We start from the raw sequence: 12,540 nt of genomic DNA on the forward strand, positions 1-12,540 counted from the left end.
GGCCGTGCCGCTCACGCAGCGGCGCGGCCCCACCGCATCCGCGACCACGGCAGAGCCAGCTCGCTCCGGTCCGTCACCTCGCGCGGGGCGAGGTCCGCGATCGGGGCGGCCTCGCGGTGTCTCGCATAGACGGTGTCGACGTAGCGGTGGCCGGTGTCGGGGGCGATGAAGAGGACCGTGCGGTGGGGTGAGCGCGCGCGCTCGTGGCGGGCGGCGAGGTAGCCGGCGCCGGTGGACAGGCCGGCGAAGACCGCGTGCCGGCGCAGCAGGTCGACGCTGCCGGCGAGGGCCGCGTCGAAGGAGACCCAGTGCAGGGTGTCGTAGAGCGCGTGGGAGACGTTCCCGAAGGGGATGGAGCTGCCGATCCCGGCGATGATCATCTCGGGGTCGGTGACGTGTTCGGAGCCGAAGGTGACGCTGCCGTACGGCTGGACGCCGACGAGTTCGACGTCGGCCGGGCCCGGGGCACCCTCGCGGAGGTAGCGGGCGAGGGCGCCGGTGGAGGCGCCCGAGCCCACTCCGCCGACGACGGTGAGCCCGTCCGCCGTGCCGGTGGCCTCGCGGATCCGGTCGGCGATCGCGCGGTAGCCGAGGTAGTGGACGTCGTCGTGGTACTGGCGCATCCAGTGGTACCCGGGGTGCGCGGCGAGGATCTCCTGGATGCGCTCGACGCGCCGCTTCTGGTCGAGCTTCAGGTCGCTGCACGGCTCCATCTGCTCCAGCGTCGCCCCGAGGACGGCCAGTTGGGTCCGCAGCGTGTGGTCCACGGTGGCCGAGCCGACGATGTGGCAGCGCAGGCCGTACCGGTGGCAGCTCAGGGCCAGGGCGTACGCGTAGATGCCGCTGGAGCTGTCCAGCAGGGTGTCCCCGCGGCGCACGACTCCGGTGTCGAGCAGGTGGCGCACCGCCGCGAGGGCGGAGACCACCTTCATCGTTTCAAAGCGCAGGCAGACGAGCCGGTCGTCGAGGCGTATCAGGTCCGGCCGGCCGATCGACTCCGCGATGTGCTGGTCCATGGTGAGGGGTCTCCTTGGGGGTGGTGGGGGTGGTGGCGCCGGTCGTGAAGGTCCGGGTGGCGGGGATGCCGTGGGCGTCCAGGGCCTGCAGGCAGCCGCGGACGCGGCGGCGCAGCCCGGGGGCGGCCGGATCGAAGAGCACGCCCGCCACCGCACCGCTGTGCGCGATCTGCACGCCGACCGCCCCGGCCCGGTGGGCGATGGCGGTCAGCGCGCCGAACTCCGGGTGGCCGAGGACCCGTTGGCCGCGCCGTGCGCTGGCGGTGGCGACCGCGCCGAGCAGCTCCGCGCTGCCCGTAGCCACGGCCCGGCGCAGCAGCGCGCGTAGCCGCTCGTAGGCCCGTACGTCGCCGTCGTCTACGTCGGCCACCGGCAGGGACAGGGTGTCGACGGGCTTGCCCCCGCCGAGGGCGCAGCCCACCACGACCAGCGGCGGCAGGGCCGGGCCGAGGACCTCCAGGACCCGGCCCTCCCGCTGGGCGAACAGCACCGGGCGGCCGCCCAGCATCAGCGGATCGGAGGCCAGTTCGGCCCGTACGGCCAGCCCGGCGACCGTCGGGGGGTCCAGGCGCAGCCCGTACGAGTCCGCGACCGCACGCACGGCCGCGATCACGTCGCTGCTGGAGCTGCCCATGCCCAGGCCCACCGGTATCTCGCCGGTGAGCCGCAACTCCCCGCCGCAGGGCGGCTGACCGGTGCGCCGCGCGCACTCGGCGACCGCGAGGGCCGCGGCCCGCGCCGCCTTCGTACGGTCGGCGGGTGCGACGGTGAGTGCCCCGGGCTCCGCGCCGGGACGGCGGACGAACGCGGCGCTGCTGCCGGGCCCCGCCATGGGAAGGGTGACCAGTCCGGCGCACCGGCGCCCGGTGTCGTCGAGGAAGACGCCCTGGAGGATCTCGCCGTGGTGGCAGGGGGCCCGCCCGGTGCCGGTGGCGGCGGCTGCGGCGGCGCGGGGCATCACGCGCCGCCCGCCGTCCGGTAGCGGTACAGGACCGTCTCCTCGGCGCTGAACTGGGAGAAGGGGAACGGTTCCGCGGACAGGGCGGTCACCCCGGAGCCGAGGAAGGCGCGGGCCACGGCGCTGCCGGTCTGCGCGTAGACGACCAGCGGGATGCCCCGGGAGCGGCAGCGCTCCAGGATGGTGTCGAAGGTGCCGTTGCTCAGGGTCATTCCGGTGGCCACGACGGCCTGCGCGCGCTCCAGCACCTCGTGCATGTCGTCGGTGACCGGGTCGCCCCACTGGGTGGCCTTGAGGTTGAGGTCGCACGGCAGCGGCCGGCCGCCGCGCTCGCGGATCGCCGCCACCAGCGGGTTGACGACGCCGATGAGTCCGACCTCGGCGCCCTCCTCGATGTCCAGCAGCCCGGCGATGGCCGTGTCGCGGGCCCTGGCGCGGAGTTCGGGGGTGCCAGTGGGGAGGGTGACGGGCTCGGCGGCGCCCTGCTCGGCCGCCACGCGGTGGGGGCGGGTCTCGGAGAGGTAGGCGTCGAGGGCGGCGATCCGCAGCGGGCGCGGGGCCTCGCGCAGGAGGACGTCGAGCGGGGTGCCGGAGGAGTCGCGGCAGACCGACGGGTCGATCTCGCCGGCCTCGAAGGCGCAGCCGCCGAAGGAGCCGCCGAGGCGGACCAGGACGTACTGGTTGAGGTAGGTGGTGTCGCCGCCGGCCAGGCGGGTGCCGTGGTGGATCCAGAACACGCTGGTCGCGACGAGGGAGGAGGGCAGCGGGCCGTGCTCGCCGGCCAGGACGGCTTCGATGAGCGCGTCGACGGAGGTCGCGGGGGTGGTGGCCGTGGTGGTCGGGGTGGTCGGGGTCATGGGGTTCCTCTTCACAGAGCGGGTTGGGGTGTCGGTGTCGGTACCGGCGTCCGTGCGCCGAGCGGTCCGCGGTAGCTGACGTGCGGGTGGCCGAGGGCGTCGGTGGTGAGTTCGGCGTCCACCTCGAAGACCTCGGCGAGCCGGTCGGCGGTCAGGACGGCGGCGGGCGGGCCGGAGGCGATCAGGCGGCCGTGGTGCAGGAGCAGCAGCCGGTCGCAGTAGCGGGCGGCGAGGGACAGGTCGTGCAGGGCGACCAGGACGGTCTGGCCGGTGCCGGACAGCAGCTCCATCAGTTCGAGCTGGTGTTTCACGTCGAGGTGGTTGGTGGGCTCGTCGAGCAGGAGCCCGGACGGCTGCTGGGCCAACGCGCGGGCGATGTGGGTGCGTTGCCGTTCCCCGCCCGACAGTGCCTTCCAGGGGCGGCCGGCGAGTGCGGTGAGTCCTACGCGTTCCAGCGCGGCCGCGACCACGGCCCGGTCGGCGGCGTCCGGCCCGCGCCAGCGGTCGCGGAACGGGGTCCGGCCCAGGCCGACGATGTCCGCGACCGCCAGGTCGCTGTCGGCGCCCGCGTCCTGGGCGACGAAGGCCACCTGCCGGGCGATCCTGCGCGCACTCCAGCCGCGTACGGACTCCCCGTCGTACCGGACCGCGCCCGCGTCGGGGGCCCGCAGACCGGCCAGGCAGCGCAGCAGCGAGGACTTGCCCGAGCCGTTGGGGCCGAGCAGCCCGACGGTCTCGCCGGAGGCGATGTCCGCGCTGACGTCCCGTACGACCGGGGTGCCCGCGACCGACCAGCTCAGCTTTTCGGCGGCGATCCTCACAACTCACCCCGCTTGCGCAGGACCAGGAGGAAGATCGGTACGCCGAGCAGCGCGGTGATCACGCCGACGGGAACCTCGCGCGGGCCGAAGGCGACCCGTGCCAGTGCGTCCGTCCACACCAGGAACACCGCGCCGGCCAGCGCCGTGTACGGCAGCAGCACCCGGTGCAGCGGACCGACGAGGAACCGCACCCCGTGGGGGACGATCAGCCCGACGAAGCCGATGGCGCCGACCGTGGCCACCGCCACCGCGGTCAGCACGGCGGTGACCACGAGCAGCAGCATCCGCGTGTGCCGTACGTCGATCCCGAGCGAGGCGGCGGTGTCGGTGCCGAAGGCGAGCCCGTCGAGGGCGTTGGAGCAGAGCCAGGCCGCCGCCAGCCCCAGCGGGGTGACGACCGCGCAGACCGCGACGGTGTCCCAGCGGGACGGTGCCATCGAGCCCAGGAGCCAGTGGGTGACGGCCCGCGTGGTGTCCGCGTCCGCCGAGGCCATCAGGACGAGCGAGGTCAGCGCGGTGAAGAGCTGCCCGATGACCACTCCGGTCAGGACGATGCGTACGGAGTCCAGCCCGGTGCGCCGCAGGAGCAGCAGGAGCAGCCCGAAGGAGAGCAGTGCTCCGGCGAGTGCTCCGCCGGTGACCCCGAGGGTGTTCGCGCCGATCCCGAGGACGACCACGGTGACGGCTCCCGCGGACGCGCCCGAGGAGACGCCGAGGAGGTAGGGGTCGGCGAGGGCGTTGCGGGTGACCGCCTGGAGCACCGCGCCGCAGACGGCGAGCGAGGCGCCGACGAGGGCGGCCATCAGCACGCGCGGCAGCCGCAGGTCCCAGACGAGGGAGTCCAGCAGCGGGGGCAACGGCTGCACGTCCAGGCCGAGTCGGGCGCCGAAGACGCGGGCGAGGCCGGTCCAGCCCACGTCGGCGGCGCCGATCCGCACGGCCGCCGCCACCGAGGCCGCCAGCACGGCCGCGGCGAGGAGGAAGAGGCCCGCCTCGGCCACGGCGGACCGGAGGGCGGCCGGCCCGGGCGCGGGCGGGCTCAGGGCGACCGACCCGGGGGTCACCGGGTCAGCGGACATACCCGAGGTCCTTCATGCCGGCCGCCAGTAGTCCGAGGGCGTGTACGGAGCGCACGGAGGGGTCCAGTTCGATGCCGGGAACTTCGAGGATCTTGTCGTCGCGGACCGCGGCGAGCTTGGAGACGACCGGGTGCCCGGTCATGGTGGCGCGCTTCTCGGCGGCGCTGTCGCCGGGCCGGCCGCGCTCGGACAGGTCGCCGATCACGATGAAGTCGGGGTTGCGCTGGGCGACTTCCTCCCAGGAGACCTCAGGCCAGTCCTCGTCGACGTCGTCGAAGGCGTTCTTCGCGCCGACGATCCGGCTCATCTCGCTGGGCAGGCCGGTCCTGCCCGCCACGTACGGCATGCCGTTGAAGACGGAGTAGAGGTAGACCACGGTGGGCTGTTCGGCGCCCCCGGGGACTTTGGAGGCGTTCTCCCCGGCCTTGGCGACGGCGGTGCGTTGGTTGGTGGCGAGTTTGGCGGCCCGCTCCTCGGCGCCGAAGACCTTGCCGAGGTTCTCGTAGTCGGAGAAGAGCAGCTCGAAGGGGGTCCGGCCGGCCGGGTTCTGTTCGGGGCAGTCCACGGCGCTGACGAAGGTCGGGACCTTGAGGGCGGCCAGTTCCTCGCGGGTGCCGGCCCGGTCCTTGGTGAAGAGGTCGGCGGAGCCGCCGACGACGAAGTCGGGCGTGGCGGCGCGCAGTTGTTCGCCCGTCGCGATCTTCGGGGCGATGACGGGGACCTTGGCGTAGGCGGCCTGGTACGGGGCGGGGATCTTCGTCTTGAGGTTGGCGGTGCCCGCCATCGAGTCCTGGAGGCCGAGTTCCAGCAGGGTTTCGGTCGAGGTCTGGTCCAGGGCGACGGCCCGCTTCGGCGGCGCGGCGAAGGTGGCCTGGCGGCCGCAGCTCGTGAGAGAGCTGCTGCGGGAGGAAGTCTGGGCGGCGGGCTTGGCGTCGTCGGCCTTGGAGCCGTTGCCCGCGGGTGCGGAGCAGGCCGCGGTGGCGAGGGCGATGGTCAGGGCGATGCCGAGGTGAGCGGGGTGGCGCATGGGTTCTCCGGTCTGGGCAGGGCGGATGGGGGTGCGGGTGTGGGCGTTGTCGTGCACCGGGCAAGACCGCCACGTTCGAAGGGTACTGTAATGGTATTCATTTTCATTAAGAACCCCGGGGGCGGTTCACCGCGCCCCCACTCCACCCCCAAGGAGCAGTCACCCCGTGGCGACCACCCCCGCGCCCCCGGCGCCCAAGACCGTTGGCCCACCCGGGCGTTCGGTCCTCCTCGACGTCCCGTTCCTGCGCCTGTGGGCGGGCACCACCGCCTCCGGCCTCGCGACCTGGGCCCTGCCCTTCGTGCTCGGGCTCGCCGTGCTCCACCGCGACCTGAGCGCCGCCGGCCTCGGCCTGGTCCTCGCCGCGCGCACGGTCGGGTTCCTCGCCGCCGTCACCGTCGGCGGGGTCCTGGCCGACCGGCACTCCCGCCGCACGGTCGTCCTCTGGTCGGCCCTCGCGGCGGCGGTCGCCGCACCCCTGCTCGCGGCCGGACTGGGCCGCTCGCTCCTGCTGATGACGGCCGCCGCCGCCCTCGCCGGAGCCGGACAGGGCGCCTGCCGGCCGGCGTTCCAGGCCCTCACCGCCGAGACCGTCGACCCCGGGCGCCGTCAGCAGGCGAACGCCGCCATGACCATGGCCGTACGGGGTTCCACGCTCGCCGGACCCGCCCTGACCGCGCTGCTCGCGGCCTTCCTCGACGTCTGGACCCTGCTGCTCGGCATCGGCCTGCTCTGGCTGGTCGCCGCGCTGGTTCCGGGCAAGGGGCAGGGCGTGGGCCAGGGCGAGGGTCAAGGCGTGGGCCAGGGCGCGGCCGCCGCCGGGGCGGTGGCGCCGCGCGCGAGTTTCCGTACCGAGTTCCTGGAGGGCGTACGGGAGGCGCGCCGCCACCCCTGGTTCCTCGCCGGGCTGGCCGCCCTCGTCGCGGTCATCGCCCTCGGCTACTCCGCCACCAGCGTCGCCCTGCCCCTGATCAGCCGGGACCGCTACGACAGTGAATGGGTGCTCGCCGCGGCCATGACCGCGTACATAGTGGGCGCGCTCGGCGGAGCCCTGGTCATCGCCCGCTGGCGCCCGCGCTCACAGGGCTGGGCGGCCTTCGCGGGGCTGGCGGCGTACGGATTCGCCCCGTTGAGCCTCGTGCTGCCCGTGCACCCGGGGGTGGTCGTCGCCGCCTACGCCGTCGCCGGGATCGGGATCGAGCTCTTCAACGTGCCCTGGTTCACCGCCACCCAGCGCGAAGTCGCCCCGGACCGGCTGGCCCGGGTCTCCTCGCTGGACTTCCTCGTCTCCTACGGCCTGGCACCGGTCGGCCTCGCCCTGATCGCCCCGGCCATCGACGCCTTCGGCGTCACACCCGTCCTCGGCGTCTGCGCGGCCGCCTGCTTCCTCGTACCGGCGGCGGCGGCCCTGGTGCCGACGGCCCGCCACTTCGCGCGGAGCGCCCCGGCGGCGGACAAGGCCTAGGAGTGCTTCGCAGGTGCAGGCACCGGCTCGGCCGGGCCGCCTCGCGGCAGCGGGGTCCCGTCGCCGACCCCTGTACGGCGACGGGACCCCGCTCCCCCTCCCCCTCCCCGGCTACGGGATGGTCTTCTGGTACGAGCGGTCCTGGTGGGAGTCGTAGACCTGGGCGCCCCGGGCGTCGTAGCCGCGGATCCGCGGAGCCTGCGTGACGGCGCGCTCCAGGATCCCGGTGGCGGCGAAGTGGCCGTGGTCGAGGGCGGCTTCGACGGTGGTGCCGCCGTAGGTGACGGTGACCCGGGTGACGGCCGGGGTGACCGTGCCGATGCTGCCCCAGCGGAAGGGGAGCTGCCACGCGCCCTCCGTGCTCAGCCGCTGGAGGTACAGCATGCCCCCGTTGTCGTCGGGGGCGACGGCCCCGGCGGCGGGGTCGGAGATCCCCGCGGAGGAGGTGTTGATGCCGCTCGCCAGGCCGTTCTTGATGCTGCAGATGAGCCGGAGGGGCTTCGGGGTCTTCTTCACGGCGACGATGTACCGGCCGTTGCCCGGGGAGTTGTCGTTGCCCGTACTGCGGTGCGCGAGCAGGAGCCGGTACTCGGCGGCCTCCCCCAGGCCGACCCCGGAGGCGCCGCTGGGATGGGTCCGGTCGAAGGCGAGGCACTGCTCCAGCCCGGCGGCCGCGTCCGCGTAGGTGATGCCGTCGGCGAGCTGCTCGCGGTTCTCGGGCGGAGTCGGCCCGGGGGGCGGCGCGGGCGTCCGCGCGGCCTCGCTCGGTGGCGGGGTGTCCGTCACGACCACCCGGCCCGCCGGCGCGGCGCCGTCGTCCGCGCCTCCCGCACCGCTCCCGGTGAACGCGATCGCCGTGGCCGGTACGACGGCCAGTGCGACCAGGGCGGCCCCCGCCACCGCCAGCCGGCGCCGCAGCAGCTCCGCGCGGCCCTGCCGGACGATCGCCTGGTACGGCACGGCCCCGGGCCGCACCTCCGCCACGCCCTGCGCCATCCGCACCCGCAGGTCGGACTCGAAGCCGCTCTGCCGCTGCCCGGTGCTCCCGTCGCCCCGCTCGGCGTCCAACTCGGCGTCCAACGCGCCGCCCTGCTCCTCGTACTGCCGCCCGTTCACCGGAGCGCCCCCTGATCCGTCTCGTGCTTCTCGCTGTTCGTGCCGCACTCCGCCGTGACCCGCTCCAGTCCTGGGCACGCGCGGAGTTTCGCCAGTGCCTTGGACGCCTGGCTCTTCACGGTGCCGGGGGAGCACCCGAGTACGTCGGCGGTCTCGGCTTCCGAGAGGTCCTCCCAGTACCGCATGACCACCACCGCCCGCTGCCGGGCGGGCAGTTGAGCGAGCGCCGTCATGAGCACGCTGCGTTCGTCGGCCCGGGCCACGGCGTTCTCGCGCACCGAGGTGTCCGGTACCGAGCCCGTGAGCCGCTCCGCGACCCGGCGCTTGCGGAAGCGGTCGTTGTTGCAACTGACCAGCATCCGGCGGACGTACGCCTCCGGACTGTCGCTGCGCGCCACCCGCCGCCAGGACCGGTACGCCTTCGCGAGCGCGGTCTGGGTCACGTCCTCCGCGTCGTGCGGATCGCCCGTGAGCAGGTACGCGGTCCGCACCAGCGTGGTCCACCGCGCGGCGACGAAGGCCTGGAACTGCGCTTCATGCTCGGCGTTCATCTCAACCCCCTCCTTCGCCCCCTTGACCACCACCCGCCCGCATTCGGTTGCCCGGCGGCAGCAGGAAATCTGGCGGAGGGTCATGCGGCCGACGCCGGTGGCCCGAGCCGCGTTGGGCCGTGGCGGTGGCCGTCCCCGGCCGTTCGGGGGACGGCCGCGATCCGGTGCGCCCCTTCTGCCGCCCGGCGTGGGCATCGTCGACGAAACGAAAGAAGGTGGACGCGATGCCGTTGTATCTGTCGAGGTTCAGCTACACGCCGGAGACGTGGGCCAGGCTGATGGCCCACCCCGAGGACCGGGCTCAGGCGGCCCGGTCGTACATCGAGTCCGTCGGCGGGAAGCTGCACGGCTTCTGGTACGCCTTCGGCACGCACGACGGCTACAACCTCTGGGAGGCCCCGGACGACGTGTCCATGGCCGCGGTCGCCCTGGCGATCAGCGGGGGCGGGGCGCTCAGCTCGTTCGAGACGACGGTCCTCCTGAGCGTCGACGACACGCTGGAGGCACTGCGCAAGGCCGAGCAGATCCGGTACCGGCCTCCGGGCGCGTCCGGGACGTCGTGATCCCGGCGGGCGGAGACCTCTAGACCTTCACGGCGGCGAGGCGGGTGCCGCAGAGCGCGGTGAGGTCCTCGGGGTCGGAGGTGAGGACGGTGACGGGGCCGGGCGCCGCGAGTGCGGTGGCGGCCAGCATCGCGTCGATGGCGTACTTGTGCCCGTGCAGGCCGGCCTCGCGGAGCAGGGCCGCGGCGGCGTGGGCGATCTCCTCGGTGACGGGCTCGACCACCACCCGGGACAGCGCCCACGCGAGGGCCGGCATGTTGATCTTCGGGTGGACCACCTCGACGAGGGTGGCCGTGCTGGTGATGACGCGCATGTCGTCCGCGAGGGCGAGGGCGAGCCAACGGGTGATCGTACGGTCCCGCAGCACCGCCTTGGCGAGTCCCTCGCTGTCCAGCACGAGGGTGCCTCCGGGCCTGGTCGGCTTCGGCGTCATGCCACGTCCTTCTGCTCGGTGTCGCTGCCGGAAGGGCCTCCGTGGGCGCGGCGGAATTCCTCCCGGGTCGCGTCGATCTCCTCCGCGGTGATCGGTCCGTGCTCCGCCTCCGCCACGGCGACGAGCTCCGCCAAGTTGTCCCGTTCGATCTGGCGGGCCACTGCGGCGGTGACGTAGGCGGAGAGGCCGGAGGGGCCGCTGCGGGCGCGAGCGGCCTCGGCGATGTCTCGGGGCATCGAGATGGAGTACTTCTGGGTGGCATCGCTCATGCCACCCATGCTACTTCCGATGCCACCGCCGCTTTCGGCGTGTGGGGCGTAGACGTACATGTGCATAGGTTCCAGGCATATGCGCGCCCGTGGAGGCTTTTGCGTGCCGGTTCGCTCGATGGGGTGGTGGCTCGCCCCTCAGTCCGTGCTCAGGCGGGCGTGGAGGTGTTCGTCGTGCCAGCCGTCCGCGTGGAGGAGGGCGCCGCGCATGGTGCCCTCCAGGGGGTAGCCGGAGTTCAGGGCGACACGGCAGGAGGCCGGGTTGGCCGTGGAGTGGGTGATGCGCAGGCGGTGCAGGCCGAGTTCCCCGAAGGCCCAGCGGGTCAGGACGGCCAGGCCTTCGGTGGTGGCTCCGGCGCCGCGGCCGGCGGGGAGGAGCCAGTACACGAACTCCCCGCTGCCGCCGCGCAGGTCGATGTCGGCGAGGCCGATCAGGCCGACCGCGGAGCCTCCCTCCGCCGGGGCCAGGGCCCAGACCGCCGAACGTTCGGCGTGCCAGCGCTCGCGCCAGCGGGCGATGCGGGTGACCGCCCGGTCCTCGGTGAGGGGGTCCGGCCGGTTCCAGTGCCGGATGTCCGGATCGGCGTACGCGGCCACGAGCGCGGGGGCGTCGTAGGGCTCCCAGGGGCGCAGGCGCAGCCCGCAGGGGAGGTCGTACGAGGGCTGGGCGAGGGCGGCCATCCCGCCGGGCGGGGCCACGGGCGGTATCGGGTCGGCCCGCGGGGTGGTCGGTGGAGTGATCGGCGCGTCGGTCATCGGATCATCATCGGGTCATCGCCCGATCCGGTGATCGCCGGACCTCGGTGCGGCCCGGCCGGGCCGCGGTGCGGCCATTGGAGGCCGGTCGCCCGGGGGCCCGTAACAACTGGCGAACACTTAGTCACGGTAAGCGACATTTCATCCCTTTCTTCCTAGTCTCACGTCCCGGTACCGAGTGACCGAGCGAAATGGACGATGAGATGAGACGACGGCTTTCCGCGATCACCGCGGCCGGTGTGGCCGCGATCCTCGCGCTGGGCGGCGGGACGACCGCGACGGCGACCGCGGGCACGGGCACGAACCCGGACGGCGGCAAGGGCGGCAAGGGGCTGTGCGCGCCGGGCGTTCCGATCGGGCCGGAGGGCGAGAAGTTCTACGACCCGCCGTCGCCGCTGCCCGAGGGTGACCACGGTGACCTGATCTGGGCCCGCCGCGTCGATGCCCCGGACGGTGCGCGCGCCTGCCGGATCCTGTACCTCTCGACCCTGCAGACCGGTACCCGCGTCGCCGTCTCGGGCATCGTGGCCTGGCCCGACGCCCCCGCGCCGCGCAGCGGCCGCAACGTGGTGGCCTGGGCGCACGGGACCGTGGGCGGCCCGCGCCAGTGCGCGCCCTCCGCGGTGCCGAACCCGGCCACCGACCTCGTCGGCTACTACACCTACGACAGCCCGTGGGGCATCGACGTCGGCGTGCCGGCGCTGACGCAGTTCCTCGACTCGGGTGACGTCGTGGTCGGTACGGACTACCAGGGTCTGGGCACCCCGGGCGTGCACCAGTACACGGTGGCCGTCACGGAGACGAACAACGTCCTGGACTCGGTCCGCGCGGCCCGCCAGATCACCGACGCCCACGCGAACGACAAGGCGGCCGTCCTGGGTTGGTCGCAGGGTGGCGGCGCGGCGGCGTTCATCGCCCAGAACTACAAGGCGTACACCCCGGAGACCAACCTGGTCGGCATCGCGGCGCTGGCGCCCGCCGCCAACCTGGGGCCGGACTTCCGCGGCCTGGTGCTGCCCGGCCCGACGTCCCCCACCTCGCCCTCCCACAACGCGGCGCTGCGCGTCAACGTCTACCGGGGCTTCCTCGCGGCCTACCCGGCGCTGAAGGCCGAGGACGTGCTGAAGCCGGCCGGGCTGGAGGCGCTGCGCGGTGACGGGGTGATGTGCATCGAGCACCTCGCCGACGTGATCCAGAACAACGTGGGTAACGCGGGGCAGCTGGACACGCTGTTCCAGCCGCTGAGCGTGGTGCCGGAGATCTGGCACCAGCGCTTCCGCGAGAACACCGCGGGCCTGGTCGCCTCGGTGTCGCCGATCCTGGTGATGCAGGGCACGGCGGACACGGTCATCAACCCGAACTCCACCGACGAGTACGTGAGGCGGGCCTGCAGGTTCGGCAAGCCGGTCGAGTACACGAAGTACCAGGGGGCGACGCACCAGACGATCCCCAACGTCGCGGAGCCGGAGTACCTGGCCTGGATCGCGGACCGCTTCGCGGGCAAGCCGGCGCCGTCCAACTGCCCCTGATGTGACGGGTCCCTGAGCAGCAACAGTGCATGAAGGCTCCCGGCCGGTGGACCGCACCGGCCGGGAGCCTTCGTACGTGGGGCCCCGCGGGGGCCGCTGC

General features: G+C 73.8%; 14 protein-coding genes. 3 read left to right on the forward strand and 11 right to left on the reverse strand.

The window, feature by feature from the left end; translation table 11 throughout:
* Positions 1–11: 11 nt before the first annotated feature.
* Genes OHA37_RS20975 through OHA37_RS21000 form a run of 6 tightly spaced genes read right to left on the reverse strand, consistent with a single transcriptional unit; the run spans position 12 to position 5,758 of the window.
* On the reverse strand, positions 12–1,016 hold the full coding sequence (locus OHA37_RS20975; RefSeq protein WP_266907435.1) for a pyridoxal-phosphate dependent enzyme: 1,005 nt from the start codon (positions 1,014–1,016) through the stop codon (positions 12–14).
* Positions 937–1,974 (reverse strand): GHMP family kinase ATP-binding protein, encoded by a 1,038-nt coding sequence (locus OHA37_RS20980; RefSeq protein ID WP_266912955.1) that lies wholly within the window; start codon positions 1,972–1,974, stop codon positions 937–939. The genes OHA37_RS20975 and OHA37_RS20980 overlap by 80 nt, the downstream gene beginning before the upstream one ends.
* Complete coding sequence (locus OHA37_RS20985; protein ID WP_266907437.1) at positions 1,974–2,831, reverse strand: Rossmann-like domain-containing protein; 858 nt, start codon at positions 2,829–2,831, stop codon at positions 1,974–1,976. Before OHA37_RS20985 ends, OHA37_RS20980 begins: the two co-directional genes overlap by 1 nt.
* 11 nt (positions 2,832–2,842) lie before the next feature.
* Complete coding sequence (locus tag OHA37_RS20990) at positions 2,843–3,652, reverse strand: ABC transporter ATP-binding protein (protein WP_266907439.1); 810 nt, start codon at positions 3,650–3,652, stop codon at positions 2,843–2,845.
* Positions 3,649–4,731: a FecCD family ABC transporter permease gene (locus OHA37_RS20995; protein WP_266907441.1), complete on the reverse strand. Its 1,083-nt coding sequence runs from the start codon at positions 4,729–4,731 to the stop codon at positions 3,649–3,651. Before OHA37_RS20995 ends, OHA37_RS20990 begins: the two co-directional genes overlap by 4 nt.
* The gene (locus OHA37_RS21000; protein WP_266907443.1) at positions 4,721–5,758 is read right to left on the reverse strand and encodes an ABC transporter substrate-binding protein; all 1,038 of its coding nucleotides are present in this window, start codon (positions 5,756–5,758) and stop codon (positions 4,721–4,723) included. The genes OHA37_RS20995 and OHA37_RS21000 overlap by 11 nt, the downstream gene beginning before the upstream one ends.
* Positions 5,759–5,924: 166 nt before the next feature.
* Here OHA37_RS21000 and OHA37_RS21005 point away from each other — a divergent pair, with 166 nt between their 5' ends.
* Positions 5,925–7,223: an MFS transporter gene (locus OHA37_RS21005; RefSeq protein ID WP_266907445.1), complete on the forward strand. Its 1,299-nt coding sequence runs from the start codon at positions 5,925–5,927 to the stop codon at positions 7,221–7,223.
* A gap of 111 nt (positions 7,224–7,334) precedes the next feature.
* Here the strand turns inward: OHA37_RS21005 and OHA37_RS21010 are convergent, their stop codons facing one another.
* A complete protein-coding gene (locus OHA37_RS21010; RefSeq protein WP_266907447.1) occupies positions 7,335–8,339 on the reverse strand; it encodes a hypothetical protein in 1,005 nt (334 codons plus the stop codon).
* Entirely contained in the window at positions 8,336–8,890 is a 555-nt protein-coding gene (locus tag OHA37_RS21015; protein WP_266907449.1) for a SigE family RNA polymerase sigma factor, read from the reverse strand. The genes OHA37_RS21010 and OHA37_RS21015 overlap by 4 nt, the downstream gene beginning before the upstream one ends.
* Before the next feature lie 224 nt (positions 8,891–9,114).
* Here OHA37_RS21015 and OHA37_RS21020 point away from each other — a divergent pair, with 224 nt between their 5' ends.
* Entirely contained in the window at positions 9,115–9,453 is a 339-nt protein-coding gene (locus tag OHA37_RS21020; protein ID WP_266907451.1) for a GYD domain-containing protein, read from the forward strand.
* A 19-nt stretch (positions 9,454–9,472) separates the two neighbouring features.
* Here the strand turns inward: OHA37_RS21020 and OHA37_RS21025 are convergent, their stop codons facing one another.
* The 3 genes from OHA37_RS21025 to OHA37_RS21035 all read right to left on the reverse strand — a co-directional run bounded on the left by OHA37_RS21025 (position 9,473) and on the right by OHA37_RS21035 (position 10,911).
* On the reverse strand, positions 9,473–9,886 hold the full coding sequence (locus OHA37_RS21025; protein WP_266907453.1) for a PIN domain-containing protein: 414 nt from the start codon (positions 9,884–9,886) through the stop codon (positions 9,473–9,475).
* Entirely contained in the window at positions 9,883–10,155 is a 273-nt protein-coding gene (locus OHA37_RS21030) for a CopG family transcriptional regulator (protein ID WP_266907455.1), read from the reverse strand. The genes OHA37_RS21025 and OHA37_RS21030 overlap by 4 nt, the downstream gene beginning before the upstream one ends.
* Before the next feature lie 138 nt (positions 10,156–10,293).
* A complete protein-coding gene (locus tag OHA37_RS21035) occupies positions 10,294–10,911 on the reverse strand; it encodes a GNAT family N-acetyltransferase (protein ID WP_266907457.1) in 618 nt (205 codons plus the stop codon).
* A gap of 203 nt (positions 10,912–11,114) precedes the next feature.
* Between OHA37_RS21035 and OHA37_RS21040 the strand changes: the two genes are divergently transcribed.
* A complete protein-coding gene (locus OHA37_RS21040) occupies positions 11,115–12,440 on the forward strand; it encodes a lipase family protein (RefSeq protein WP_266907459.1) in 1,326 nt (441 codons plus the stop codon).
* Positions 12,441–12,540: the final 100 nt, after the last annotated feature.

Source organism: Streptomyces sp. NBC_00335 (assembly GCF_036127095.1).
Lineage (GTDB): Bacteria > Actinomycetota > Actinomycetes > Streptomycetales > Streptomycetaceae > Streptomyces.